The 25,275-nt window shown below is 38.0% G+C and carries 30 protein-coding genes; 21 read left to right on the forward strand and 9 right to left on the reverse strand.

Annotation, left to right across the window (positions count from 1 at the left end):
• Both BKO01S_RS04290 and BKO01S_RS04295 read right to left on the reverse strand, forming a co-directional pair.
• Positions 1–1,239, reverse strand: a complete 1,239-nt coding sequence (locus tag BKO01S_RS04290) for an MFS transporter (protein ID WP_066049100.1) — start codon at positions 1,237–1,239, stop codon at positions 1–3.
• 23 nt (positions 1,240–1,262) lie between these two features.
• On the reverse strand, positions 1,263–1,763 hold the full coding sequence (locus BKO01S_RS04295; RefSeq protein WP_066049103.1) for a DUF3231 family protein: 501 nt from the start codon (positions 1,761–1,763) through the stop codon (positions 1,263–1,265).
• Between the two features lie 176 nt (positions 1,764–1,939).
• On the opposite strand from BKO01S_RS04295, the gene BKO01S_RS04300 reads away from it, so the two are divergent.
• The 3 genes from BKO01S_RS04300 to BKO01S_RS04310 are packed head-to-tail and all read left to right on the forward strand — an operon-like array spanning position 1,940 to position 4,492.
• A complete protein-coding gene (locus BKO01S_RS04300; protein WP_066049106.1) occupies positions 1,940–2,920 on the forward strand; it encodes a sulfonate ABC transporter substrate-binding protein in 981 nt (326 codons plus the stop codon).
• A gap of 26 nt (positions 2,921–2,946) precedes the next feature.
• Positions 2,947–3,711: an aliphatic sulfonate ABC transporter permease SsuC gene (gene ssuC / locus BKO01S_RS04305; RefSeq protein WP_157077285.1), complete on the forward strand. Its 765-nt coding sequence runs from the start codon at positions 2,947–2,949 to the stop codon at positions 3,709–3,711.
• Between the two features lie 19 nt (positions 3,712–3,730).
• Positions 3,731–4,492 carry an ATP-binding cassette domain-containing protein gene (locus BKO01S_RS04310; RefSeq protein WP_232311171.1) on the forward strand — a complete coding sequence of 254 codons (762 nt, stop codon included), beginning with the start codon at positions 3,731–3,733 and terminating at the stop codon, positions 4,490–4,492.
• Positions 4,493–4,534: 42 nt separating this feature from the next.
• On the opposite strand, the gene BKO01S_RS04315 is transcribed toward BKO01S_RS04310, so the two are convergent.
• Together BKO01S_RS04315 and BKO01S_RS24245 are read right to left on the reverse strand one after the other, a co-directional pair.
• Positions 4,535–4,801: a YqhV family protein gene (locus tag BKO01S_RS04315; RefSeq protein WP_066049116.1), complete on the reverse strand. Its 267-nt coding sequence runs from the start codon at positions 4,799–4,801 to the stop codon at positions 4,535–4,537.
• Between the two features lie 84 nt (positions 4,802–4,885).
• Positions 4,886–5,056 carry a hypothetical protein gene (locus BKO01S_RS24245; protein WP_157077286.1) on the reverse strand — a complete coding sequence of 57 codons (171 nt, stop codon included), beginning with the start codon at positions 5,054–5,056 and terminating at the stop codon, positions 4,886–4,888.
• Positions 5,057–5,186: 130 nt separating this feature from the next.
• Here BKO01S_RS24245 and BKO01S_RS04320 point away from each other — a divergent pair, with 130 nt between their 5' ends.
• A complete protein-coding gene (locus BKO01S_RS04320) occupies positions 5,187–6,176 on the forward strand; it encodes a DUF3231 family protein (protein WP_066049119.1) in 990 nt (329 codons plus the stop codon).
• 34 nt (positions 6,177–6,210) lie between these two features.
• On the opposite strand, the gene BKO01S_RS04325 is transcribed toward BKO01S_RS04320, so the two are convergent.
• A complete protein-coding gene (locus BKO01S_RS04325) occupies positions 6,211–7,176 on the reverse strand; it encodes an alpha/beta hydrolase (protein WP_066049122.1) in 966 nt (321 codons plus the stop codon).
• 12 nt (positions 7,177–7,188) lie between these two features.
• Positions 7,189–7,722, reverse strand: coding sequence for a helix-turn-helix domain-containing protein (locus BKO01S_RS04330; RefSeq protein WP_066049125.1), 534 nt, complete (start codon positions 7,720–7,722; stop codon positions 7,189–7,191).
• Between the two features lie 232 nt (positions 7,723–7,954).
• Here BKO01S_RS04330 and BKO01S_RS04335 point away from each other — a divergent pair, with 232 nt between their 5' ends.
• The 4 genes from BKO01S_RS04335 (at position 7,955) to BKO01S_RS04350 (ending at position 11,313) form a co-directional block, all read left to right on the forward strand.
• A complete protein-coding gene (locus BKO01S_RS04335; RefSeq protein WP_232311155.1) occupies positions 7,955–8,176 on the forward strand; it encodes a hypothetical protein in 222 nt (73 codons plus the stop codon).
• A gap of 57 nt (positions 8,177–8,233) precedes the next feature.
• The gene (locus BKO01S_RS04340; RefSeq protein ID WP_066049128.1) at positions 8,234–8,677 is read left to right on the forward strand and encodes a hypothetical protein; all 444 of its coding nucleotides are present in this window, start codon (positions 8,234–8,236) and stop codon (positions 8,675–8,677) included.
• An 18-nt stretch (positions 8,678–8,695) separates the two neighbouring features.
• Positions 8,696–9,244, forward strand: a complete 549-nt coding sequence (locus BKO01S_RS04345; RefSeq protein WP_066049131.1) for a GrpB family protein — start codon at positions 8,696–8,698, stop codon at positions 9,242–9,244.
• A gap of 95 nt (positions 9,245–9,339) precedes the next feature.
• On the forward strand, positions 9,340–11,313 hold the full coding sequence (locus BKO01S_RS04350; protein ID WP_066049134.1) for a methyl-accepting chemotaxis protein: 1,974 nt from the start codon (positions 9,340–9,342) through the stop codon (positions 11,311–11,313).
• Between the two features lie 18 nt (positions 11,314–11,331).
• Here the strand turns inward: BKO01S_RS04350 and BKO01S_RS04355 are convergent, their stop codons facing one another.
• On the reverse strand, positions 11,332–12,231 hold the full coding sequence (locus BKO01S_RS04355) for a Gfo/Idh/MocA family protein (protein WP_439951028.1): 900 nt from the start codon (positions 12,229–12,231) through the stop codon (positions 11,332–11,334).
• Positions 12,232–12,447: 216 nt separating this feature from the next.
• Between BKO01S_RS04355 and BKO01S_RS04360 the strand changes: the two genes are divergently transcribed.
• The 10 genes from BKO01S_RS04360 to BKO01S_RS04405 all read left to right on the forward strand — a co-directional run bounded on the left by BKO01S_RS04360 (position 12,448) and on the right by BKO01S_RS04405 (position 21,333).
• A complete protein-coding gene (locus tag BKO01S_RS04360; protein ID WP_066049140.1) occupies positions 12,448–13,248 on the forward strand; it encodes a Cof-type HAD-IIB family hydrolase in 801 nt (266 codons plus the stop codon).
• A 251-nt stretch (positions 13,249–13,499) separates the two neighbouring features.
• A complete protein-coding gene (locus BKO01S_RS04365) occupies positions 13,500–14,108 on the forward strand; it encodes a TetR/AcrR family transcriptional regulator (RefSeq protein WP_066049143.1) in 609 nt (202 codons plus the stop codon).
• Between the two features lie 11 nt (positions 14,109–14,119).
• Positions 14,120–14,731 carry a TetR/AcrR family transcriptional regulator gene (locus tag BKO01S_RS04370; RefSeq protein WP_066049146.1) on the forward strand — a complete coding sequence of 204 codons (612 nt, stop codon included), beginning with the start codon at positions 14,120–14,122 and terminating at the stop codon, positions 14,729–14,731.
• Positions 14,732–14,880: 149 nt separating this feature from the next.
• On the forward strand, positions 14,881–16,395 hold the full coding sequence (locus tag BKO01S_RS04375) for a carboxypeptidase M32 (protein WP_066049149.1): 1,515 nt from the start codon (positions 14,881–14,883) through the stop codon (positions 16,393–16,395).
• Positions 16,396–16,467: 72 nt separating this feature from the next.
• Positions 16,468–17,343, forward strand: coding sequence for a GNAT family N-acetyltransferase (locus BKO01S_RS04380; protein ID WP_066049150.1), 876 nt, complete (start codon positions 16,468–16,470; stop codon positions 17,341–17,343).
• A 246-nt stretch (positions 17,344–17,589) separates the two neighbouring features.
• Positions 17,590–17,976, forward strand: coding sequence for a hypothetical protein (locus tag BKO01S_RS04385; protein ID WP_066049152.1), 387 nt, complete (start codon positions 17,590–17,592; stop codon positions 17,974–17,976).
• 20 nt (positions 17,977–17,996) lie between these two features.
• A complete protein-coding gene (locus BKO01S_RS04390; protein ID WP_066049155.1) occupies positions 17,997–18,647 on the forward strand; it encodes a PspA/IM30 family protein in 651 nt (216 codons plus the stop codon).
• 116 nt (positions 18,648–18,763) lie between these two features.
• The gene (locus BKO01S_RS04395) at positions 18,764–18,958 is read left to right on the forward strand and encodes an IDEAL domain-containing protein (protein ID WP_066049157.1); all 195 of its coding nucleotides are present in this window, start codon (positions 18,764–18,766) and stop codon (positions 18,956–18,958) included.
• 118 nt (positions 18,959–19,076) lie between these two features.
• A complete protein-coding gene (gene pepF, locus BKO01S_RS04400; RefSeq protein WP_066049160.1) occupies positions 19,077–20,864 on the forward strand; it encodes an oligoendopeptidase F in 1,788 nt (595 codons plus the stop codon).
• A gap of 172 nt (positions 20,865–21,036) precedes the next feature.
• The gene (locus BKO01S_RS04405; RefSeq protein ID WP_066049162.1) at positions 21,037–21,333 is read left to right on the forward strand and encodes a hypothetical protein; all 297 of its coding nucleotides are present in this window, start codon (positions 21,037–21,039) and stop codon (positions 21,331–21,333) included.
• Between the two features lie 69 nt (positions 21,334–21,402).
• On the opposite strand, the gene BKO01S_RS04410 is transcribed toward BKO01S_RS04405, so the two are convergent.
• On the reverse strand, positions 21,403–23,067 hold the full coding sequence (locus tag BKO01S_RS04410) for a YrzE family protein (RefSeq protein WP_066049167.1): 1,665 nt from the start codon (positions 23,065–23,067) through the stop codon (positions 21,403–21,405).
• A 166-nt stretch (positions 23,068–23,233) separates the two neighbouring features.
• On the opposite strand from BKO01S_RS04410, the gene BKO01S_RS04415 reads away from it, so the two are divergent.
• The gene (locus BKO01S_RS04415; RefSeq protein ID WP_066049170.1) at positions 23,234–23,899 is read left to right on the forward strand and encodes a hypothetical protein; all 666 of its coding nucleotides are present in this window, start codon (positions 23,234–23,236) and stop codon (positions 23,897–23,899) included.
• 245 nt (positions 23,900–24,144) lie between these two features.
• On the opposite strand, the gene BKO01S_RS04420 is transcribed toward BKO01S_RS04415, so the two are convergent.
• Positions 24,145–24,396 carry a phage holin family protein gene (locus tag BKO01S_RS04420; protein WP_066049172.1) on the reverse strand — a complete coding sequence of 84 codons (252 nt, stop codon included), beginning with the start codon at positions 24,394–24,396 and terminating at the stop codon, positions 24,145–24,147.
• Positions 24,397–24,596: 200 nt separating this feature from the next.
• Here BKO01S_RS04420 and BKO01S_RS04425 point away from each other — a divergent pair, with 200 nt between their 5' ends.
• Positions 24,597–24,740, forward strand: coding sequence for a YvrJ family protein (locus tag BKO01S_RS04425; RefSeq protein ID WP_066049175.1), 144 nt, complete (start codon positions 24,597–24,599; stop codon positions 24,738–24,740).
• 219 nt (positions 24,741–24,959) lie between these two features.
• Positions 24,960–25,160 (forward strand): cold-shock protein, encoded by a 201-nt coding sequence (locus BKO01S_RS04430; RefSeq protein WP_066049178.1) that lies wholly within the window; start codon positions 24,960–24,962, stop codon positions 25,158–25,160.
• Positions 25,161–25,275 lie beyond the last annotated feature (115 nt).

Below are 25,275 nucleotides of genomic sequence, written 5' to 3' on the forward strand. Positions count from 1 at the left end.
TTAGACATAATTATAACGGAAGGCAATTTTTTTATTCTTTTCATCTCCAGACTTCTCCACATGAATAAGAGTTAACGCTAAAAGCCCAACAATAAGCGCTAACACGGCTATAGAGATAAACATTCCTGTTCGTGACCAGTCCATTAACCGGGTAAAAACAGGGGGACCAACAGCTACTCCAATAAATCGAACAGAACCGTATAAAGAAGTTACGAAGCCTCTTCGTTCTTTCCCAACAGAGCCTGTAATTAAACTATTGATACAAGGGAGGACGAGCCCCGTCCCAACACTGCTAATGACAAGTACAAGTAGAAAAGGAACGATTTTCTCTATAAGCGTTAAAGTAATATAAGAGATAAACATAAGCATAAATCCAAGGACAGTTAATCTCTTCATTTTCACCATGTTTTTCCCTATTTTACTCCCTGTAATATAGGCGGTGGCTCCTTGGACAAGAAGTGGAATAGCTAGGATCAGACCCTTTTTCACCCCATTTATCCCGTATTGCTGTTCCAATACATCAGATAAGTAAAACAATATCCCAAAAAGAGTAAATAGGCAGGTGGCACCCGCTAGGTAGGTGGTAAATAACCATCTTCCTTCTCTTTTAAAAACGCTAATTAACCCTCGCGCATACTTGCCAAACGGTGGGGGAGCTTGGCGATTTCTCTTTTCCTTAATAAAAATCCAGCTAAGAAGGACGGAAATAAGACAAATAGCAGGGAAGGCGTAAAAAACGGCATACCAAGCTACAATCGCCAACAACGAGCCTATAATTGGTGATAACACCTTTCCCAAGCCATTTGAAGCCTCCACAATCCCAAGAACTCTACTTTCTTCTCCACCTTTAAATAAATCCCCGGTTAAGGCCATAGCAATAGGAGCTGTCCCAGCTGCTCCGATTCCTTGGAGAGTACGACCAATCAAAATCCACATATACGATTTTTCCAGCACGCTCGCTCCAAACCCTGCTAATAATCCACCTATACCATAAATAATAAGAGCAGGTACAATAATGATTTTTCGAGAAAAACGGTCTGATAAATACCCTAAAATAGGAATGAAAATAGCTGCAGCAATGGAAAACACGGTAATGGTTAAACTTGCTTGCAATTGGCTTAGGCCTAGCGCCGATTTCATCTGTGGTAAGATAGGAATGAGCATTGAATTTCCAAGTGTCATAATTAACGGGATGGATCCAATTGCAGTAATGAGCATTCCTTTATTCTTTGACGCCATGTTTTACACACCCTTCATTGACACTATTTTAAGCTCATTGGAGGCAACACCAGCCAGCCCTTTTCCTTTTGAATTTTTAATAATTTGTCTTCGTATTCTGCCTTTTGTACATGGAATTCTCCATACATCGAAGCAATATCCTCTCGAGTGGCAATTCCCATCACATAACTGCAAAGGATCTTGCCAGCTGCCAGTTCCTTACGTAGAAAAGATGCAATTTCTGGGTCATTAAACCTTGCACCTGCAGGGATATCTTCTACATGAACATCTGGTCGGTCAGGTGGAGCGGGTGGAAGGCGAATACCGCTTGTTTTTAAAATCGCTTCCGCTTGTTGTTCTTCCTGCTGAATACAATTTTCCATAAGGTCCTCTATAAAAACCTTTAAATCATGATCTCCACAATGATTATTTAATATTTGAAGTGTCACTAAGCTTTCTTTTGTAGCTAATAAATGTGACCATAAGTTAAAAACCTCACCCGAATGCAATGGCTCATCTTGTGGTTTTCCGCTTAAAATACCCATTTGGCCTAATCCTCCTTAACCATTCAATAAACAGCACGATTCTAGATTCTAGTTTGTCACCATATTGACTTTCTATGTTCCTTTTTTTCTACATACGGACAGGAACCTACTTTTTTTCTCTAACATACGTTAGAACAGTTAGGTTTAGACAAATTGGGGTTAGAGGAGTAGGAAATATGCTGAAAACTGTAAAGAAACATACCCTTTCCATTATTAGTTTGTTCTTGATGCTAAGCCTTTTTGTTGTAGGGTGCAGCAATACGTCAGAAACAAATACGAAAGAAATGGAAAAGGGATCTGAAAAGGTCGTGACCATTGGTTATCAAAAGAACTGTCCATTAGTCATACTTAAATCTCTTCAGACACTAGAGAAAAGGCTTGAACAAGAAGGATTCCAAGTGGAGTGGAAAGAGTTTCAAGCAGGTCCTGCCTTAGTGGAAGCACTGAATGCGGGAAGTATCGATTTTGGAAGAACAGGTGATTCACCACCAATTTTTGCACAGGCAGCAGATGCACCATTTGTTTATGTTGCAGCAGGTTTTTCTAAATTTCAAGGAAGCGGGATCCTGGTACCTAAGAATTCAGATATTAAAACTCTTGCTGATTTAAAAGGAAAGACCATTGGATTTGCAAAAGGATCTAGCTCTCATTATTTATTGGTTAAGGCTCTAGAAAAGGGCGGACTCCGTTATGATGAGATTACCCCAGCATTCCTCCAGCCAGGAGATGCAAGGGTTGCCTTTGAACAAGGAAATATCGATGCATGGGTGGTTTGGGATCCATTTGCTGCTGATACTGAACTAAACTCGGATGCTACAATGCTCGTCAATGGAGATGGACTAACGTCTGACCGTGATTTCTTTATAGCCAATAAGGCATTTGCAAAAGATCATATGGAAATCCTCGACATCATCATAGAGGAAGTTCAAGCTTCGTCTGAATGGGCAAATACCCATCATGATGAGCTTGTTACGATGTTGGCTCCGTTATTAAAGATTGATGAAGAATCCATTCGAAGAGCTGTTGAAAGAAGAGAATATGGGGTAGACCCATTAACCACTGAAATCATGGAAGAACAACAACAAAAAGCAGATACCTTTTACGAATTAGAAATTATCCCCAAAAAGGTTACCGTTCAAGAGGCAATGTTGGATTAAAAATTTTTAGAAAGGGGGTATTTCAGGTGAAATGGACAAATAACAGACTCTTCTCACAGTTAATTCCTTGGGCAATCCCTTTCTTAATCCTATTTATATGGCAATTTTTTTCGATCAAGGGTATCATATCTGACCGTATCTTGCCTGCTCCAACAGAGGTATTTAGTGCAGGATGGGAACTGATTGGGACAGGAGAACTAAGAGAGCATATCTCTATTAGCCTATGGAGAGCAATCGTTGGTTTCCTAATCGGCGGTATTCTCGGATTCTTCCTTGGATTATTCAACGGCCTTTTCAAAATTTCGGATATGCTTTTTGATACATCCATACAAATGATACGGAACATCCCGCACTTAGCACTAATCCCACTAGTGATCCTTTGGTTTGGAATTGATGAAACGTCTAAAATCTTTCTAGTCGCACTCGGTGTGTTATTTCCAGTTTATATTAATACGTACCATGGAATAAAGTCAGTGGATAAGGATCTCATTGAAATGGGAAGAGCATACGGATTAAAAGGTCCAGCCCTTTTTTTCTCTGTCATATTTCCAGGCGCGCTTTCCTCCATATTAGTAGGTGTTCGATTCTCATTAGGAGTCATGTGGTTAACCTTAATTGTTGCCGAAACCATCTCCGCACACTCGGGAATTGGATACATGGCAATGAATGCACGAGAGTTTATGCAAATGGATGTTATTGTCCTGAGCATCGTGCTTTACGCTTTATTCGGTAAGCTTTCTGATATGATTGCCAGGTATTTAGAAAGTAAGTGGCTCAGGTGGAATGCATAGCTTTAGTAAAGGAGTTTTGATTGTGGAAGATATCCATTCGCAAACTCACGTTTCTATTAGAAATCTTAGGAAAACGTACAATAATCGTGAGGTTTTAAAAGGAATCGATTTAAATATAGCAAAAGGGGAATTTGTAGCCATCGTTGGAAAAAGCGGGTGTGGAAAAAGCACCTTATTACGACTCCTGGCTGGTTTGGAGCCAAAAGACGATGGGGAAATCATCATAAATGGCACTGGATTGGCAGGGCTTAACTTAAATTCTCGGATAATGTTTCAGGACGGACGACTACTTCCATGGAAGAAAGTGTTAGACAATGTAGGGATTGGGCTTAAAGGGGATTGGAAACCTCGTGCCATTGAGGCATTAAGAAATGTTGGATTAGAGGACAGAGGGGAAGACTGGCCTTCGAAATTATCCGGAGGACAAAAGCAGCGGGTGGCGTTAGCAAGGGCACTAGTCCATGAACCGAATATCCTTTTATTAGATGAACCACTAGGAGCACTTGACGCATTAACAAGATTAGAAATGCAAGATCTAATTGAAAAGATTTGGAAAAAGGTCCAAATTACCTCTGTCTTTGTTACACACGATGTCGAAGAAGCCGTAGCCCTAGCTGATCGGATCATCTTGATTGAAGATGGAGATATCGTCTTAAATAAAAGCATTAACCTACCGAGACCACGCCAAAGGAGCAACTCTGCTTTTACCAATTATGTGGAGGACATTTTACGTAAAATCATGGACAGCAGTGATTTACGGTTGGTTGTTAAGCATAAATAAAACAGAGAAAGGAGGAGACTCGAATCTTCTCCTTTCTCTGTTTTAAGAACTCCGTAAGCCATATAAAATACATGCCACGCCTCCAAACACCCACATAAGTTTTATATAGGAAACTTTATCAGCGATTCCAATTAGGCCAATTGTTGTCGTCAAAATTAACACAATCGGCCCTATTAAAGCAAGTGAACTGTTTACCATCAGTGCCTTTTCTATATCGTTAAATTTTAAGAAAAGGAAAGCCGCAAACAATTCAGTACTTCCTGAAAGTATTCGCAAAAGTGCCATCCCTAAAATTGCCTTTTCAAACATATGTAAATAACCTCCCTAAACAATCCTTTTCAATTATATGGGATAAAAAAGGATTTTAGGACAGGTTATTTGAATCTTATTACATTAGTAAATCTGCTTTTCTTTTTTATTTATAAAGTTTTCAATACAACTCTCACAATATCCCTTTTCACCGTCAAATTCATACCATTTCCGGCAACTCAGGCATTTTTTGTGGAGAATATGATTAATAACTAAATCATAGCCATAGTAGGTCACTTTTTTCTCAATTCTCATAGGCAACCTCCATTTATTTCTTTCTTTCGTTATAGATTATGTACCCATATTTTTATTTGTGAATAAAAATCATTTCTTAATTGATTTCCTTGTTTTTGTAAAAACTATGATAAAAGATACTAAGGAGAGGGTGAAAGTTGAATATGCAAATTGTTTGACCGCTAGTGAACAAGGGTATCTTTGGTCGATGTACCAGTCTCTATCCATGAATATGTGCATTCTAAAGTACTTCGACCAAGTTGTAGAGGACGAAGAAATTAAAAAATTAAACAGCGATCTCTTGGCAGGTTGTGTGAGCACACAAGGTGAATTAACCACTATTATGAATCATGAAGGATTTCCCATTCCGGTTGCCTTTTCTGATCAAGATGTGAATTTACAAGCAGGAAAACTATTTACAGAGCCACTCATCCTTTATTATCACTGGTTCTTTTCAAAAGGAAACTTGAATTATTCCTCCATTGCGCTAAATACGATTGCCAGGGAGGATGTATTTGCGTTATTTAAGCGATTGAATAACGAGGCTCTAGAAAGATTAGATCAAGCAAGGAAGCTCTTACTTGAAAAAGGATTATGGATTCGTTCCCCGTATATTCCAATACCAAAAGAGGTGCAATTCGTCCAAAAACAAAGCTACTTGACGAAATGGCTTGGGGAGCATAGGCCGTTAACGGGACAAGAAATCTCCATGATCTTTTATAATATCTTAACGAATGAAATAGGACTGACAGTGATGAAAGGATTTATTCAGGTTACAGATGATGAACCCTTCAAATCATATTTGAGTAGAGGGAAGGAAATAGCTGCGAAGCATATGAACACGTTAAGTGAGATATTTCAGAAGGAGGAAATCTCAACACCTGGGGCATGGAGCGTAAGCACGACCTCATCAAAAACGGCTCCTTTTTCAACAAAGCTAATGATCTCTTTAGTTAACTTTTTAAATTCACAGGGAATTGCCAATTATGGTGTTGCCTTAACTACAGCAATGAGGAGCGATATTTATCGAACCTTTATTACCCTTATGGCTGATGTTTCTAGGTACACAGAAGATGGAGCTAATCTTCTTATTGAACATGGTTGGTTTGAATCTCCTCCACAAGCTCCAAAATTAACGTAAATTATAAACGACCATCTAAAAAAAGATGGTCGTTTCAACTTTTTTTATGCATTTTCACATCTAAAAATTGTTTATCTACCCAGTTTCGTAATAGGGTCTCTAATTCCGGATGTAAAGGAAGGGAAGACTCAGCGATCAAATCCTTCTTAATGGTAAGCATATGGGATGTTTGAGCCTGAAATTTCAGTGAATGTCCCATATTCTCCACGATATGAAATTCAGATTCTCCTTTAACAAAACTAGCTAAATCTTCTAAAACAGCAGGGTTTGCTTGAACATCTCTAGAACCAGTTATAGCTAAAACTGGGCATGTAACCTTGGTTAAATCCTCGCGTACGTTATAGGAAAAATGCTCCCGCATCCATTTCGCATTAATGGTTTGAAACTGTACCTTCATAATATCCTCTTTTGATGCTATGACCTTTTTCATGAAGGCTTGAGCTTGAGGTTCAATTTTTTTATCTGTTCTAAATAACCGCAATAGGAAACCAATAAACCCTTTTGCACTCCTCATATCAATTGCAGCAATTTCTCTCTGTCTTTTTAGCGCTTCTTCTAAACGCTCCACCGCACCAGCTAGTAAAATTAATCCTGCTATTGGTTCTCTAGCAGCAAGTGCTGTACCAATCGTACAACCTTCGCTATGGCCAAGGACTATTACTTTCTCGATATCGACACCATCCTGCATTTTTAAAAATTGGACTGCTGCTTGGGAATCGTCCACTAGGTCCCAAAGGCCTGTTCGGTTATAATCACCCTCACTTTTTCCAACACCACGTTTATCGTAACGTAAAGAAATAAATCCTAGCTCTGTAAAAAACTGAGCCAACTGTTTGTACACCTTTAGATCTAGCTTTTTATTTACTTTTCCGTCACGATTTAGCTTTCCTGTTCCCGGGATAAGCAGAATGGCTGGACATTTTTCCTGAACACGGTCAGGTAGGGTTAAGCTTCCACTTAAGGTAACCGCGGATTGAATGACAACCTCTGTTTCTCTCATGATTATCTCTCCCTAGTCATTTGGTTCTGGTATGATGATATTAGCAAACGTTCTTTTTCTTCGATTTGGCTCCTGCTTATTCGAAAGTACTTTTGAATATACTTGCCCGAGCTCTTGTAGGAGGGTAGTGAACTCTTCGTCAGATAAATACAGGGGGGCCTGTCGTAACGATACGCCATCCTTTATAAAATCCACCTTTTCCTGTGATACGTATCTTTCATACTCAGCCATGATATTAGCGATATATTTCATAAAAAGAGACATATATTGTTCTTTACTATAGTTGGCTAAATCATCTGTGGCTAAATTCACTTCCTTCGGTTGAAGGGCGTATAATTTTTCTATAGTTCCACGAATTTGTTGCTCGTCTACTACAAACACAACTTTTGATTCATATAATTTCTTTAAATGACGGTACAATGTTGCTTGAGGGATGTCCGGCAAACGTTCCTTCATCTGTTGAACAGTTAGGGGCTCGCTAACAAGAGACTGGATGATTCGCATGCGTACAGGGTGTAGGATCACATCTGCTTTTGATTCACTCATATAAGCAGCCTCCTTATCAAATTATATTATCATTATCAATATTGATAATATAACTCTTTTATTACCAAAAGTAAAGGAACAACTAGATAAAAATTACGAATAGAGGAGGGTAACTACATTCTAACATTGTGCTAGCAGACTGCTATCCAAATGCTTTCTTCTGGCCTAATATTGTATAAGTAGGCGTGGGATGCCCATACTAATATCAGTTTCTAATGAGGAGGGATGTTATGTGAAACACGATCATGACCATGGAGAAGATTCCATGACTCGGAAAACACTAAAACAAACATTAGAAGAAACACTTGATCTTGAAAATCAACTTTTACGCACATACGCAATTACCGCAGAAGCTATTCATGAAGACCATGAGCTTAAAACACGTCTACATAATATGGCTGAAGGGAATGCAAAACGAGTGAATCAAATTGAGTATGAGCTCGAAAAGTTATAAAATGGAAAATAGGGTGCCAAAACAAAGTGCACCCTTTTATATCGAAGGAGGGATAACATGAGTGCTTCTTGGTTATTTGTTGTTGCTTCAGCAATAGCGGTAGTCGGTATTTCCTTTGCATTTAACCAAATGATGAAACAAGTTCAAGAGAAATTAGAAAATGGTGAGAAGCTAGACCTACATACGATGCAAGCAACGCAGACAAAGTTTTTTATTCAAGTGGCGATGGCTGAGGCGATTCCTATTTTCATAATCGTATATGCGTTTTCACTTATTGGTCAAACAGTCGAAACCAATATAATGGTTCCACTCCTAGTTATTGTTGGGATTCTAGTAATTGCTTTTGTTTCATTACTTCGTATCAGAAAGGATATAATGGGAGCTTCAAAGATTAGTCAGGAATCAGTGGGCATGATCAATACATTGTTCTTTATCGGAGCTGCCCTGCTTTCCGCAATCCCAATTGTCTCTATTGTAGGGATCATGACCTCAAGCTCATAAAAGGGACGGATGATCTATATGCGTAAAACAAATATTGTACCTTGGTCAGAGGAATGGGCTAGCCTTTTTGAAGAAGAGGCTACAATTATCAAAACTATTTTTCAAGAAAGCTTACTTGAGATTCATCATATAGGTAGTACCTCTATAAAGACAATCGGTTACGCCAAGCCCATAATTGACATATTAGTGGTAGTTAAAGACATATCAAGCGTTGACCTTCTCAATCCACAATTGATCGAACTTGGATATGAGGCAAAAGGGGAAAACGGAATACCTGGTAGACGCTTCTTTCAAAAAGGCGGGGACAACCGGACTCATCATGTTCATATTTTTCAAAATGGAGATGAGCAGATTCATTATCATTTAGACTTTAAGACCTTTTTATTAGAACATCCAGAGCAAGCTTACAGATATAAACAAAAAAAGCTAGAACTAGTCTCTAAATTCCCCAATGAACACCAAAAATACCAAGAGGGTAAGCAAGAACTTGTTTTTGAGTTGGCAGAGCTAGCCGCAAGATGGGGAGCAAAATACCGAACAAGGAGAGAAAATAGCGTTCGCCACTAAATATAATTGGTTAAAACTACATAAATTTGTAGCATTTTTACCAAATATATGTATAATTACACGTAGTAATATTCTCCTATATAAGGTGGTTGAACATGAAAAAATCTCGGTCTTTAGTTCTGCAAATGCTAGTATTAGTCCTAGTACTTCTCGTACTCCCTATCTCCATCGCAGGTATTTATTTGTATAATGATATCAACTCTAATTTGCTTGATATGGAAAAAGAGAGAGTACAAGTCTCAAGCCAAGCGACCGTTAGCTTGCTTGATAAGTACGGAACGAACTTACTTGAAGTAAATAAAAGTAATTCAAACTGGGAAGATTTTCGACTGGCAACCGAAAATGAGGACATTCCATGGATTGAAGAAAATATAAATACTATATCTGAAGTGTCAGCAACTATTGATTTTATAAGTACCACGGACCTGTCAGGGACAGTCATTAGTCAAATTGGTGATGTGGAAGGATTTACAGGGAAGTTATCAGACAATAAGATTTTGGAAAAGCTTAAGCGAGACGGGGACTTTTCTGGTATTACAAAAACATCAAACGGACTTGCAATGATTGCAGTTACAAAAATTACGAATGATAATGGGACAGCAGATCCTGTCGGTTATGTAGTTTTTGGTAGAATACTAGATAACAAAGTTCTTTTAGAAATTAAAGAAACATTATCTGATGATATTGCCTTACTTGCTAGTAATGGCAGTCTATTAACGACCTCAAAAAAAATAACTGAAGATGATATTAATCTGTATAAAGATCATAAAAAGCCTGTATTCGATTCAGTTACTACCGGTTCTACAGATCTTGCTTTAATGGTGGAGCCATTACAAGATTATTCTGGTCAAGATATTGGAATAATGTATATTAGCCAGAAACAACCGACAAGTACGGCTGTAAAAGCTAGTCTTATTCATACGAATCTAATAATCGCTAGTATATTATTAGGATTAATGATATTGATTTCTTTTGTCGTAGCACGACAAATTATTTCTCCTATCAAACACTTAGTTCGCTTTTCAGAAACAATAGCAAAAGGAAATCTTCAAACAGAAATACAGCCTAGCATCTTCAATCGTAAAGATGAAATCGGTCAATTGGGGAATGCCATGAGTACGATGAAAACAAATTTCCAAATGCTTATAAAAGAGGTGTCTCACTCTATTGACCAGGTGGCAATATCTTCCGAAGAGCTTTCTGTAAGTTCAGAAGAAACATCAAAAGCCACACATGAAATTACATTGGCTATAAATGAAGTCGCTAGTGGGGCTGAAACTCAGCTAACAGGTGCCATAACTTCCTTACATGCGATGGAACAGTTAACTAAAGATATCCAGCAAATCGCAAGTACTGTTTCAGCTGTATCCGAGGACTCGCAAAGGGCAGAAAGCAAGGCAATGGAAGGAAATTCTTCTATTGAAAAAGCGGTTGAGCAAATGAAAGTAATTGACAAGTCCTTCTCTAATTCTGCTACTGTGGTCCAGCAATTGGCTAGCCGGTCAAAAGAAATTGGAACCATGGCAGAGCTAATTAAAGATATTGCAAATCAAACTAATTTATTAGCTTTAAACGCTGCCATTGAAGCAGCTAGAGCTGGCGAGCATGGAAAAGGATTTAGCGTTGTTGCTGATGAAGTAAGAAAACTAGCAGAACAAACAGCTGACTCAGCACAACAAGTCTCCTCTTTAGTTGAAACCATTCAAGTGAACTCTTCGTCATCCCTACAATCAATGAAGACGGTTAACGAAGAGGTAAAAGAGGGCTTAACTCAAATACTGAATATGGGGAAAGTATTTGAACAAATTTTGCTAACTGCCCAGCAGGTTGCTGAAAAAACAACTGACGTAGCTATTGTCTCTAAACAAATGGAGCAGCAGACCAAACTGGTCGCTTCTACCGTAGAAAAAATGGCAGATATTTCAAAGGATTCTTCACGCTCATCACATAATGTGGCAAGTGCATCCCAAGAACAATTAGCATCCATCGAAGAAATATCTGCATCATATCGTGCATTAACGGATATGGCACAGGAACTAAGGAATCAAATCAATAAATTTCAAGTATAATAAAGAAACCCCCACATTTTAAAAGTGGGGGTTTATTAATTGCATTAATAACTTCTGTGATTTCAACGCTTCTTCACCATCAACTAATGGTGTAATATCGTTTGCTACACAATGGATAAAATGATAAATGGCATCTTCAAATCCACGCTGTTTTAGGGTGGAATCCCAAGAAGCTGGATAGGAAGTAGAGATGGAATCACTAGCTTCAACTTCAGTCATATTCATATTTTTGACGCGTATGATAGCACCGTCAGTGACGAGTTCCAACTGCTCTAACCCCGTACCAGCATTTCGATGCATGGCCGTTGTCATTTGAAGTCCGTTGGTATTGGAGAATGTGTGCTGAGCAAAAACCATCTCGTTTTTTTCGGAAGTACGGATTGCCCCGTTCTGAACGAACAGTTCACCATCAGCCAACCAACGAATGGTATCAACAAGGTGTAAATAATCATCCAGCATTGTAAACTCAACATCGTGAGGCCCTACACTGTTCGCACGATGCTTTTCAAACCTGGCCCATGCAAGGTCTTTCGATTGTTCCTTTGCTTTGATATACATAGGAGCAAAACGACGATTAAAGCCTACCATTAATTTGCAGCTTGTTTTGTGTTGTAACTCAACCAATTTCTCTGCCTGGTCAAGGGTAGCTGCTAATGGCTTATCCACGTATACATGCTTGCCATTTGACAAAAGGGAGGAGATAACATCAAAATGTGTAGCAGTAGAACTATGAACAAACACCGCATCACACGCATCAGCTACAGCAGTAACACTTGAAAAATCCTCAATTCGATATTGGTTACAAATCATTTTTCTCTTTTCTATATTGGGAGTGAAAGCCCCAACGAATTCCCAATTTGTCTCTTTAGACAGAATCGGCAAATATGCCTTTTGTGCTATATTTCCGAGCCCAACCATGCCAATTTTTACGTTCAAGTTTTACCACCCTTTGCCATTAATGTACTTCTTTCATCATATAGAGGGAGTGGAACATCCGTCAACTGTTGCTTGCAATGACTTTCAAATCATTTAAAAAACCCATCTAATTGAATTGATAGGTGGTCGTTTTTATGTAAAAATAAGATATGTTAAAAAATATTACAAAAATTTAATTCTAGTTAGGTGTGAATATGTGTGAAATGTGTTGCCCTTGATTTAGATGGTACTTTGCTCAATTCAGAGCATGAGGTATCTGTTGAAAATGAAAAGACAATCCGAAAGCTACAAGAACAAGGGGTAGAGGTCATCTTAAATACGGGACGAGCTTATGCAGATGTCGTTAAAGTAAATGCCATTCGTGAGCTGAATTGCCCAATTTTAACGTTAAATGGATCTGCACTATATGGCAAGGACGGTTCCTTATTATACGAAACGACCATACCAGTTCCTGTCTACAAACAAATGCTAACTCAATTAAAAGAGCTATCTGTTGGAATATTGGTATATACAAATCACGGTGGGTTTCCGTGTACACTTCCAGGATTAAGGGGAAAAAGTGACGAGGAATTAAAAGAACTATTCCTTACATATGATTATGAACATATCTCACAAATAGAGGATTTGAAGATATTCAAATGCATTGCAGTGGTATCCTATGAAGAGCTTGAGAGAATTCAAGTCGTAAAAGAGAAGTTATCCGATTTTGAAGAGCTCACTTTAGCTTCCTCTTTCCCAAACAACGTGGAAATCATGTCAAAAGAAGCTCATAAAGGAAAGGCTATTCAGCGTTATGCTCTGATGCATAATCATGTGTTTTCTGAAATCTACGCATTTGGTGATGGGGGCAATGACTTACCAATGTTCGAGATTGCAACAGCTTCCATAGCCATGGAAAATGCACCAGATGAAATAAAAGAAAAAGCTACATACGTTACAAAATCGAATGATGAAGATGGTGTATCTCACGCCATTTATCATATTTTAAAGCTCTTATAAGGAGATACCGGTCGTATCCCTCTTGTTTTTGAGCAGGAGGGGGCGATTTTTTATAAAATTCTTAAAATCATCTTGTCGTTCTCTAACTTTTTTGCGATAATCAGAACTTATTTGCGATTATAAGACACTACTTGCGATTCGAAAAATATATTTGCGATTAAAAATTTTTATTTGCTATTTTCAGAATTTACTTGCGATTATTAAAATTTACTAGCGATCAATCATTTACTTAAAAATAAAAGGAGGAGCTTATGCCAATCGTTTCCGAGGAGTACAAAGAAGAGAAAAAAGAGCAGATTTTAGACAGTGCGTTTGAGTGCTTTGCTAAAAAAGGCTTCCAAACAGCAACAATGGATGATATCGTTGCCCATTCAGGTATGAGCAAAGGAGCCATCTACAATTATTTTTCAAGTAAGGAAGAAATCTACTTGGACCTCCTAACACGTGCAACCGACAAAAACTTTGTTCAATACAATAAACACTTTGCTAAACATCGAACAGCTAGCAGCAAAATGGATTACTTATTTAATGCCTATCTGTCTGCAAACCCGATTGATCGCAATCGTTTAGAATACATTGTGGTTTTCTATGAATTTAATCTTCATAGTACAAGAGACCCTGACCTTCTGAAGCAACTTCATGATAGAAAAAGAAAATTAGTTTCCTTAGTTAATGACATTATTCAAGAAGGGCAGGAGCAGGGTGAATTCAAACAAGATCTTGCATCTGAACTCTATGCTGAGAGATTTTGGACGATTATTGATGGAGTCAATCTTCATGCCGTCTATGATGATTTTCCTTATTACGATGTATTAAGGGAATTGAAGGATATGTATTTACAAGAACTAAAGTCGGAATAAGGGAGGGTACTATGCCTATCGTATCTGAAGAACATAAGAGACAAAGAAGAAATCATATTTTATTGAGCGCACAGCATTGCTTTGCGAAAAAGGGCTATCATATTACTTCAATGGATCAGCTAGTTCAGCATTCTGGGCTCTCAAGAGGAGCAATTTACAACTATTTTAAAAGCAAAGAAGAGATATACCTAGAGCTTATGAAAGGCGTTGTTAGTCGGGAAATCGAGCCCATCGAGTCCCATATAAAGACCCTTCCTACAAATATAGAAAAAATCTCCTATTTATTTGATCATTATTATCTGTTAGAACCGATGTGTGAGGAGCAAAAGGAAGCTTTTTTTGTCCAGCTTGATTTTCAATTGTCAGCTTCTAGAAACTCAGACATGATGAACATTTTAGACGAATTACATAAGGATATGAAGGTCAAATTAGTGAGATCCATTTTACAAGAAGGAAAAAATGCGGGCGAGCTGAAATCAAATATCCATGTTGATATTTTTACACATATGTTTTGGTCGTTTATCGATGCGGCAAATATGCAACGAATCTTATTTCCGGAGCTTCCGTATCAATCCATATTAATGGATCAAAAGCAATCCTTCCTAAATAAGATCTCTAAATAGACTTAGTGGTTTGTTAACACTCTTCCTTTGATATCACGCGTTTTTTCGCGAAAATTGACCTAATATTTACACTTGATAATATTCTGAATGTTCCATATAATGAAAATAAACCGATTAGTCGGTTAAAATCGTTAAAGGGGTGTTCGGCTATGACTCAATCGGTTCTACATACGGCTCTTGAAAAATTCGAAGCATTAGACGAAAAAATTTCGCACTTAGAAAGCATTTCGGGTCTCCTTTCATGGGATCAGAAGGTTATTGCGCCAAAAAAGGGTAGAGCCCAGTTCTCAAAAGCGTATGGGGCATTACAAACAGAAATATTCAATCTAATGATTTCTCAGGAGATGGGAGAGCTATTAGAGAAGCTGTCAGAAAGCAATGAGGAGTTCGACCTAGTAACAAAAGCAAAAATCCGTTTACGCAAACACTTCTATAATCGTTCAAAGAGCATTCCTTCTGATCTATATAAGGAATACTCCGTTCTATGCAGTGACGCGAATGATGCATGGGAAGAGGCCCGTGAAAAAAACAACTACGAGCTTTTTCTTCCATATTTAGAAAAGATCGTTGAGATTAAAAAGAAATTTGTCGAGTATTACGGATACGAGAAGCATCCATATGACGCATTACTTGATGAATTTGAGCCGGGATTAACAGTAGCGGTACTTGATCCACTATTTGCTAGCTTAAGAGAAAAAAGCATTGAACTGCTTACTAAAATCAAAGCAGCATCACATATTACACCTGTAGAAATTGTAAAACAGCCTTTTTCCATTGATAAGCAAAAAGAATTTAATCGATACATGCTTCCTCAATTAGGATTTGATTTGGATGCTGGAAGGCTTGATGAAACGGTACATCCATTTGCACAAACGGTGAACACAGGGGATGTTCGTATTACCACTCGCTATCTTGAGAATAATGTTCTTTCTGCCTTGTTCGGAACAATCCATGAAGCCGGTCATGGTATTTATGAACAGCAAATAAGTTCAGAACTAGAAGGAACGGTCCTTTGTGGAGGTACTTCATTTGGTATCCATGAATCACAGTCCCGCTTTTTAGAAAATATGGTAGGACGTAGTGAAGCATTTTGGCAATATTTCCTCCCTAAGCTAAAGGAATACTTCCCGACTCAGCTTCATAACGTGAAATTACAGGAATTTTACGAAGCCATTAATACCGTTCATCCGTCTTTTATTCGTGTGGAGGCAGATGAGCTGACGTATAATCTTCATATTATGCTTCGATATGAAATAGAGAAAGAATTGTTTGAAAACAAACTAGAGGTAAAGGATCTGCCAGCTGTTTGGAATAAAAAGATGGAAGAGTTCCTGGGAATTGTCCCTCCAACGGATACATTAGGTGTTCTTCAGGATGTTCACTGGTCATTCGGTGGTTTTGGTTACTTTCCGTCTTATTCATTAGGGAATCTGTATGCAGCACAACTTTTAAAAACCATGAAAAAAGAACTTCCAGAATTCGATCAATACCTAGAGGCTGGGAATTTAGAGCCAATTATCGGGTGGTTAAAGGAAAAGATTCATCAACATGGAAGCTTGTATACTCCAAATGAATTAATTGTATCTGTGACAGGTGAGGAACTAAATGCCACTCACTTAGTAGAATACCTAGAGGAAAAATATAGTCGAGTATATCAGTTGTAAATAATCATAGGGTGTGCCAAATAAAGGTGTAAAACACTTTCAGGCACACCCTCTTTTTAAGGGGAGATTCCGGTGCTAAGGATCAAGAGATTAAAAGATTGTACAATTACAGAAGCAGTAGAGGCATGGAATAGTGGTTTTGAAGGATATTATTTTGATTTGACAATGACGACAGAAAAATTTTTGGCGAGAATGGCTTCTGAAGAACTATCTGAGGAGCTGTCCGTTGTTGCTTTCTGGAATGAAAAACCAGTTGGATTAATTGTAAATGGAATCAGAGAATTTCAAGGACAATTAATCGGTTGGAATGGAGGCACAGCAGTCGACAAGGACTACCGAAGTAAAGGAATCGGTAGGAGGTTGCTTGAAGCCACTCTCGATATTCTGGAAGATCATGATGTTCATGTGTCCACTTTAGAGGCCATCAGCGAAAATAAGCGGGCCATTGCTCTCTACCAATCTCTTGGATATGACATTATTGACCACCTTGAGTGCTTAGAAAAGAAGAGAGGTCCTATACCATTTTTAAATTCAAACATTTATCAAATAATGAGAGTTCCTCCACAGGAAATAGGAAATCTATCATTTTATCAAGGGAAAAACCCTTGGCAAACCCACTGGCAAAGCGTCAAGGATGGGGAAGCATTGATTGCTCAAGATTCCAATGGAAATGCCATTGGTTATGCCTACTACCGTAAACTCTTCTCAGGGGACGGCACTCATACGGGTACTACCTTGTATCAATGTGAAGCAATGCGGAGCAGGAACGACCAAAAAGAGGTCATTCAATTTCTATTAGGAGCAGCTTTTGACACTTCGAGTGACCAAATTCGCTACTATGTGCCTAACCTTCCTATATTAAGCAGTTCCATTACTCATCAAGTATTAAATGAGATGGGATTTGAGCCTATTGTCAAACTCGTTTATATGAAACAGATACTAAAATAATCTTCAACACAGCCTTACTCAATAGAATGAGTAAGGTTTTTTATATTAATGATTTGTTCCTGCCTTTTCCTACATTTCGTCAAGGATCGTTAATAATTTAGACATATCTCCTCGATATGATAATACCAAGCCCAGGAGATAGCAGCCTCAGCTAAAAGAGAAACCCTTGGAATTCCCCCCTCCAATGAATAACTCATAAACTAAGAGGCTGCGAATCCGGTTAATAGGGAGAGGAGGTGTAGTTGATTGAAAAAGTTAAAGTGGCTGCTTTTCTTCCTTTTACTTGCGGTTGCTTATATATTAGGAGTCTATACAGCTCCCTATTTAAATGAAACAACACATTGGGTACAATCCTTCCCACATATAAGTAACTGGAATGTAAGTTATAATCCACTACCGTTTTTAATGGCACTTAGCATGTCAACGTTACTTACAATTAGTAAAATTGTTCTTGCGTTAATTGGTTGGCTCATTTGGAGTAAAACGAAAAAGCTGAATTTAGTTAAGCTATCAGGGTTACTATTGTTCGCCTTTTCCATCATTTCCTTATTACCGATGTTATTTGCAGTAGGATTGATTGGTTTAGCTTTATTTGTAGTAACGAAAAGTAGAAAAAGAACCATTATGGATTGAATTTGAGGAGGAACTATAATATGGGATTATTTAAACGTTTAAAAACAATCGCAACGGCAGATTTACATGATGTACTTGATCGAATGGAAGATCCAATTGTGATGCTGAAACAGCATTTACGTGAAATGGAACAAGATATTGCTAAAGGGGAAGAAGCGTTAGCAAAACAACTGTTTTTTGAGAAAAAACAAGAGGCACAATTGAATGAAACCCAAGCATTAATTAAAAAGAGAGTGGGACAAGCAGAGATAGCTGTAAAAAAAGGGGACGATGAGACAGCCAAACAATTAATCTTGGATAAAATTGAACTTGAAAAAAAAGAAAAGATTTATGCTTCACAGCTTGAAGCTTTATCTCAGCAAACAAAGAAACTAGTACAACAAATGGAAGATTATAAGCATAAATATAAGGAATTAAAAAATAAACAGCAGCTACTCATTTCAAGAGCTCATGTGGCAAAAGTGACTGAATCCATTGAACAATCATTCGCGACATTTACCCCTGGCAGTGCCGTGAAGGGATTTGAACGTGCGGAGGAAAAGATTCTTGCTCTTGAGGCAAGATCAAAGGCAAGGGAAATGTTTCATCCTACAATTGATTTAAATAAAGTATATGACTACGAATTAGAAGAACAAGTACAAAAGGAATTAGATGCACTAAAGAACAACTAATACAAACCGGTATGATCACTCCTTAACAAAGGTATTTTGAAAAAATAATTTATTTAAATATTGAATTTTCAGAAAACAAATGTTATTATAGAAAAAAGGTTAAGGAGTGATTTCCAATGGAAAAGTATTTGCTAAATTCACCGCAACAGCCAACTGAAGAACAGTTATCGTCTGCCGCAGATATGGTCATCCGTCAAGCACTACTTGATTATCGAAAAGATAAGTTAAGAAAGGAAATTGATGATTCCTTAGCCACGAGAAATAAAGAAGAGTTTTTCAGATTAACAGACGAATTAAAAAATTTAATGTAAGCACTCCATCTACGACCACACATTTGTGTGGTTTTTGTTTTTTATACGATAATCGATTTGCATTGGCGTATAATGGATATAAATAGAAAATAAAACATACTAAGGAGTTGTTTTGCCTATGACTACATATACGTCTCGAGAACAAGTACCTGCTCAAGAAAAGTGGAATTTAGATGATATATACACTGATCTAGATTCATGGGAGAGCGATTATAAGCAAGTCGAAGAAATGACGAATGAATTAAAAGCTTTTGATGGGAAGATTCATAACGGTGCTAGCCTTTTTGAATTTTTAAAGAAAAAAGAGGAGCTCTCCTACAAATTTAATCACTTATATGCCTATAGCATGCTAAGAGTGGATGAGGATACACGTGTCACGGAGTCTCAAAGCTATCTCGAACGAATGAAAAGCTTAGGTATTAAAGTAAGTTCCTCGACCTCATTTTTTATGCCTTATCTCTTAAGCTTGGAAGAAGAGCAGTTAAAGGCATACATTACGGAAGAGAAAGGCCTGAGTTACTTTGAAGAGGACCTATTAGAATCCTTCCGTTATAAGCCACATGTTCTGTCTAAGGAAAAAGAGGAGCTCGTTTCCCAGCTTGGAGAAGCTTTTTCTGCACCAAGTACTATCTTTGGAATGATCAACAATGCAGATATTAAGTTCGGAGAAGTGACAAAGGATGACGGAACAAAGGTCGAGCTTACACGTGGATTGTACTCAAAGCTGATTGAGGATGAAAACCGAGAGAAGAGAAAAGAAGCGTATAAAGCTTACTACGAGCCGTATATTCAGCTAAAAAATACGATAGCTTCCACACTCTCTAATTCGATTAAAAACAATGTAACGATGTCGAAATTAAGAAATTATCCGTCCGCACTCGAAAAATCATTGTTTGGTGATAATGTTCCAAAAGAAGTATACGATAATTTAATTATGTCAACAAAACAACATATCACACCGATGCATCGCTACAATCAAATTCGGAAGGAGAAGCTGAACCTCGATGAACTTCGAGCCTATGACTTAAGCGTTCCGATTGTAAGTGGAGTAAAAATGGACATCACCTATGAAGAGGCGTATGAAACGATGTTAAAAGCGCTAGCCCCACTTGGAACCGATTATATAGAAACGTTAAAGACATTCAAGGAGTCACGCTATATTGACGTTAGAGAAACAAAGGGGAAACGCTCTGGTGCTTACAACCTAGGTATTTATGGAGTCCATCCATATATTTTATTAAATCATCAGGATGATTTGGATAGCATGTTTACACTTGTCCATGAGTGTGGTCATGGTGTTCATAGTAAATTAAGTGCGGAGCACCAACCTCAAATTACAGCAAGATACAGTATTTTTGTAGCAGAGGTAGCATCCACAGTAAACGAAGTGCTATTGATTAATTATTTACTTGAACACGAAACAAACCCTGATATTCGAAAGCATCTTTTGAATCATTTTATTGATCAATTTAAAGGAACGTTTTTCACTCAAGTGATGTTTGCGGAATTTGAGAAGAAGACACATGAGCTTGCGGAACAGGGAACCCCATTAACCGTTGATGTTTTTAACTCAATATATGAAAAGTTATTCCAAGAGTACCATGGGGAAGAGCTCATTTTTGATGAGGAAGTAAAGTATGGCTGGTCACGTATTCCTCATTTTTATCGACCATTTTATGTATACAAATATGCGACTGGCTATGCATCCGCCATCCATATTGCCTCGAATCTTTTGTCAGGTGATGAAAAGATACTTGATTCCTATTTGGAGTTTCTAAAAAGTGGAAGTTCCGATTATCCACTCGAGCTTTTAAAGAAAACAGGTGTCGACCTTACAAATAGTAAACCAATCGAATCCGCTATGAAAAAGTTTTCTGAGCTTGTAGACGAATTTGCTAGTTTATAGATCCTATTTGGACTACTACCTTGAGGGGGAGTAGTTTTCTATGTACTTTTCCTATTACTACTATAGATTAAACACACATTTTACTAGAAAATAGTTATTTTCCCTCTACCGCTTGTTTTCCTTTGAATACGATACAGTGTAAGTAAAATCTAGTATTAGGAGGAATTCAAATATGGGTAACAGATACCGAAATGGGGATGTTGCTGGTGCTTTCGATCGACGCAGATGTGATCGAAATGGGGATGTTGCTGGTGCAATGGATAATCGTCGTCGTCGAGACAATAGAAATGGTGACGTGCTAGGTGCTTTTGACGAAGTGGATATCCCAAGAGTTAGAGTACGTGGCTATGTCGATGAAGAAGATCTTTGTCGTGCTGTGCGTCGTTGTTTACTCAATGATTTAGTAGCTGGTGCACAAGATGACAGAGATGACCACGATCATTGCTGTTGTCATAGAAGAAGACGCTAGTAATAACTGGAGAGATTTCATATTGGTAAATTTTATAAGGACGAACCCTATCGGTTCGTCCTCCATTTATTATTCAATACTATTAATGGTTAGCTTTTTCACCGGAAGAAAATCCTCTCCCGAATCCAAATACGTGATAGATACCTTATCTCCACGCTCTAAGTAAATTGCTAGAGGGTTATTTTCGGATGATACGGTATAATTCTGTTGATTGCTTAGTAGGAAGGAAACAATGGTATAATCACCAATTCGTTCCTTATAGACACGAATGACCTCTCCGCTCATTTCCTTTTCTTCGGCCTTTGAGGTTCCATCCAGAGTACTACCTACACGCTGAAGAGCGACCTTGTATTTTTTTAACGCTTCATTCGGTGTTTCAGCATAGGATGATATCTCTGGGTTGGCAGCAGAAACAATAAAATAATTTTGCAGGAAACCATTCGAATCAAGAACAGGAGTCAGCCAGCTTGCTTCCCCATAAAAATTATATAGAACAGGCATTTCTCCATCCCATTTTTTCTCGATAAATTTCTTTTCAATAATATCAAGAGCTCCTCTGGAATCCATATACGATTCCTCTAAATTCCCCGTATAAAACGTTGCTTTTCCCGTTCTTGCATTGGTTAACGAGTAACCCAGCATGGAATCCACACCTTCTTTTGGACTCGTAAAATCAGTAAAGTAGTACATAACACCGTTTTCGTCAAAAATGGGACTAACATTAGCCTCCGTACCTTCATCGGATGGAAGCTTCACATCTGATTTTCCAAATAAACTATTCCAAAACCCATGTACAAAGTTCCCGTAATAGCTATTTTGTAGACTCACAGCTTCAGGAGAGACAGAGCCATCAAGAAATTCAGGTGCTGAATCAAGATCATAGGCTTCTGTTTTACCAGTTGAGGGATCGACAAGCACGATTCCTTCCGCTTTAAAGCCGTTACGAGCAGACACAAAACCTCCATACGTTCGAATATAATAAGGCGTTCCATCATCATCTATCTCAAGCTGCACATCTCCGTAGAAGATGTCCATTGGATAGCTGAGACGTATATGACGTTCCAGGTTTTTCTGGAAATAGGAAGATGGGGTGTACGTCATTCTTGATTGAACAAATTTAGGATTCGCAGAGGAATCTGTTGCACTTAAAGTAAAATATCCTGGTGTTTCACCACCCTTAAACCACTTGAAAAACCCCGAGAATTCAACGGGAGCAATATAAACAAATTGTCCATTTACTTTCTGTATTTGTAAATTTCCAAGTTCGTAATAACTTGTATTTGGTACCTGGCCAAAGGCCTTCCTCATCTTGTTTCTAGCAAATTGAGGCGGGACACTCGCTGGAGTCACGCTTTCATCAAAGGCAGGGATTTCTACCTTTTCCTCCATCTTAGAAAGGTCAAATTTCTCATCTGCATTAAACACAAAGGCGGTTAAAAAATAAATTCCAATACCAAGTGCTCCAATAGAGATGATTCCTTTCATCTTTCTTTCTATTCCCTTAGAGGCGACAGCTCCCCCTAGCGATACAAGTAAAACTAACGGCCAAAGAGTACTGATGTTTTGGTCAAGCTTGGTTACATAAAAGAAGCCGAACACAATCAAAACAATAATGGCTGTAAACGCTAGAGCGATTCCTGTAACCTTCGTTTCTTTTGTCATTTTTGAAAAAGGAATTAAAAGAATGCTCGAAATAATTCCTGCTAGAAGTGAAAATATAAGAATGTTCCCCATGATTAAGCCCCTTTCGGTCGTTTTGTATGTTTTACGGGTGTGAAAGGACTTTTGTTTCAAGTTTTTAAATTTTGTAATAGGCTTGTAATATATTTACCAAAATCTGAAACTTTTTAATTTTGAAATCGTCTAATAAGTAAGGGAGTTATTTTTAGGGGGGAGTCATTTGAAAAAGAAAGTTTTGACCGTTTTGTCACTGCTCTTTGTTATTAGTGTTGTTGGTTTTACTCGTTTCTTAGATGTCGGAGCAATTGCTACTGCCGAAAAGGGATCATCAGCAAGCTCGACCGAGAACCATGATGTTCCTGCTAGAGCAAATGGTACTTTAGGAAAAACAATTGACAACGAGTCAGCTTTCTTGGTTACTTCTGAAGAAGAAGAGGTAATGGAAGTAGTAGCTGTTGTTTCTGAACCTGCTGTAGAAACCTTGGTGGACAATAAAAAAGAAGAAGAGACTCTTGCCCCTAATTCCATTGAATTGTTTGGTTCAACTTTTGAGAAGGTTACAGATGAAAAGTTTTCTGTTTATATAAATATGGCAAATGAAATAGGGGCAGGCTTTTACGCCATCCCAAATAGTGATGTTTTTTCGATGGTGAAGAATGGAGAAGTTGTATTTCAGATGTCTACTGGTATTAAGGCTGTTCCTTTAGATAATGTAGAATTATTGGTTAGTTTACTTGCAAAAAATGAAGAATTTAAAGATGTGGGTCCTATTGAAGAAGATATCCGGAAAGTGGCATCGACAGGGGAAACCATCAGTGTTGAAGGCGAAAACTACACGGGATATAGCGTATTTATTCAAGGCGGATGGATTCTCGTGTCGTTCTAATCAAACAAAAGGCCGCCTAAATGGGGGCTTTTTTCATTGGAAAAGGATTTTTGCCTCACATTATAAGCAGCCTATAAAATATCTCATCCAGGGGGGAGTGGATGGGAATAAATTGTTTGTTATCCCATTCCTTATATACCCTGACATGTGAAAAATAAAACCAAAAAAGATAAAAGCTACAATCAAGACTGTCCACTCCAGGCGGACAAAACCACCGAAACTGTCCACGAAGGGTGTCTGACACCCTATTTTTTTTGGATGGTTTGTTTGACCATTTGGTGACCTAGTACAGCGATTCCCGCTGCGATAATCGCGTTAATGACCCCTGTGTAAGAAAACCCCCAAGCTATCACTCCAAATACAAGGGAAAATCCTAATAAGACCCAAATAATAGACCAATTCGGTACACTAGGTGTACGCTTAAGTGCAAATCCAAGAACCCAAAGAGCAGGGACTAGCATATAATAATTTTCATTTAAAAAGGATGCTAAATCCATTTTCTCACCTCCTAACCGTTCTACTAACATGATATGAAGGCTTGTCGATAATGGTTTCATGCTCATGTCCTCAAAATGAAAAATATTCTTATTCAACGACCTGTCCAAATGAGTACGTCTGGTATATATAGAAGGTACAGGGTTACTAGGGATTAAAAACACCTACACCTTAATATCAAGAAGAAAGGAGATGGAAGCTAGTGGAACAACTAATCGGGTTCATTAGTGACGTCGGGTTTCCGATCGTAGTGACTCTATACTTGCTTCATCGAGTGGAAGCAAAGTTAGATGCAGTAGTACAATCCATCCAAAGTCTACCTGACCGTATTCGTGAATTCAATTAGTATTTATTTTTTTAATTTTCTAAATATTGTACGCAAAACAGTCCGATTTCCTTGACAGAAATAGGTGATAATGCTAAATTTAGGGTAACCGTTCTGCACCGTGTTAGAGTTTTTGTACGACTTTGTTCCACTTTTGGATGAGTAATGTTTGCAAATGCTAGACGTTGTAAATGGTAAATTTAAGGCATGGCTTTCAACAGCCATTAGGGGGATTTTGAGATGAAAAACGGAAAAGTAAAATGGTTCAATGCTGAAAAAGGTTTCGGTTTTATCGAAACTGAAGACGGTAACGACGTATTCGTTCATTACTCTGCCATCCAAGCTGAAGGTTTCAAAACACTAGAAGAAGGCCAAGAAGTAATATTTGAAGTAGTAGAAGGGGCACGTGGACCTCAAGCTGCAAACGTATCAAAAAAATAATTCTAATACCTTTTCAAGCAGTTTGACCACTTGCGGTTAAGCTGCTTTTTTATTTTTTTCAGAAATTAAGAACTTACAAAAATATGTAAAGAAAAACGAATGCACGTTCTGTTAT

The organism is Robertmurraya korlensis NBRC 107688 (assembly GCF_001591645.1).
Taxonomy (GTDB): Bacteria; Bacillota; Bacilli; order Bacillales; family Cytobacillaceae; genus Robertmurraya_A.

What these genes read in the sequence shown, in the direction of transcription:
- BKO01S_RS04290 (WP_066049100.1), bottom strand. Translation starts at nt 1,239, where the DNA reads ATGGCGTCAAAGAATAAAGGAATGCTCATTACTGCAATTGGATCCATC.
- BKO01S_RS04295 (WP_066049103.1), bottom strand. Translation starts at nt 1,763, where the DNA reads ATGGGTATTTTAAGCGGAAAACCACAAGATGAGCCATTGCATTCGGGT.
- BKO01S_RS04300 (WP_066049106.1), top strand. Translation starts at nt 1,940, where the DNA reads ATGCTGAAAACTGTAAAGAAACATACCCTTTCCATTATTAGTTTGTTC.
- BKO01S_RS04315 (WP_066049116.1), bottom strand. Translation starts at nt 4,801, where the DNA reads ATGTTTGAAAAGGCAATTTTAGGGATGGCACTTTTGCGAATACTTTCA.
- BKO01S_RS24245 (WP_157077286.1), bottom strand. Translation starts at nt 5,056, where the DNA reads ATGAGAATTGAGAAAAAAGTGACCTACTATGGCTATGATTTAGTTATT.
- BKO01S_RS04325 (WP_066049122.1), bottom strand. Translation starts at nt 7,176, where the DNA reads ATGAGAGAAACAGAGGTTGTCATTCAATCCGCGGTTACCTTAAGTGGA.
- BKO01S_RS04330 (WP_066049125.1), bottom strand. Translation starts at nt 7,722, where the DNA reads ATGAGTGAATCAAAAGCAGATGTGATCCTACACCCTGTACGCATGCGA.
- BKO01S_RS04340 (WP_066049128.1), top strand. Translation starts at nt 8,234, where the DNA reads ATGAGTGCTTCTTGGTTATTTGTTGTTGCTTCAGCAATAGCGGTAGTC.
- BKO01S_RS04345 (WP_066049131.1), top strand. Translation starts at nt 8,696, where the DNA reads ATGCGTAAAACAAATATTGTACCTTGGTCAGAGGAATGGGCTAGCCTT.
- BKO01S_RS04350 (WP_066049134.1), top strand. Translation starts at nt 9,340, where the DNA reads ATGAAAAAATCTCGGTCTTTAGTTCTGCAAATGCTAGTATTAGTCCTA.
- BKO01S_RS04355 (WP_439951028.1), bottom strand. Translation starts at nt 12,231, where the DNA reads ATGGTTGGGCTCGGAAATATAGCACAAAAGGCATATTTGCCGATTCTG.
- BKO01S_RS04365 (WP_066049143.1), top strand. Translation starts at nt 13,500, where the DNA reads ATGCCAATCGTTTCCGAGGAGTACAAAGAAGAGAAAAAAGAGCAGATT.
- BKO01S_RS04370 (WP_066049146.1), top strand. Translation starts at nt 14,120, where the DNA reads ATGCCTATCGTATCTGAAGAACATAAGAGACAAAGAAGAAATCATATT.
- BKO01S_RS04375 (WP_066049149.1), top strand. Translation starts at nt 14,881, where the DNA reads ATGACTCAATCGGTTCTACATACGGCTCTTGAAAAATTCGAAGCATTA.
- BKO01S_RS04390 (WP_066049155.1), top strand. Translation starts at nt 17,997, where the DNA reads ATGGGATTATTTAAACGTTTAAAAACAATCGCAACGGCAGATTTACAT.
- BKO01S_RS04395 (WP_066049157.1), top strand. Translation starts at nt 18,764, where the DNA reads ATGGAAAAGTATTTGCTAAATTCACCGCAACAGCCAACTGAAGAACAG.
- pepF (WP_066049160.1), top strand. Translation starts at nt 19,077, where the DNA reads ATGACTACATATACGTCTCGAGAACAAGTACCTGCTCAAGAAAAGTGG.
- BKO01S_RS04405 (WP_066049162.1), top strand. Translation starts at nt 21,037, where the DNA reads ATGGGTAACAGATACCGAAATGGGGATGTTGCTGGTGCTTTCGATCGA.
- BKO01S_RS04410 (WP_066049167.1), bottom strand. Translation starts at nt 23,067, where the DNA reads ATGGGGAACATTCTTATATTTTCACTTCTAGCAGGAATTATTTCGAGC.
- BKO01S_RS04420 (WP_066049172.1), bottom strand. Translation starts at nt 24,396, where the DNA reads ATGGATTTAGCATCCTTTTTAAATGAAAATTATTATATGCTAGTCCCT.
- BKO01S_RS04430 (WP_066049178.1), top strand. Translation starts at nt 24,960, where the DNA reads ATGAAAAACGGAAAAGTAAAATGGTTCAATGCTGAAAAAGGTTTCGGT.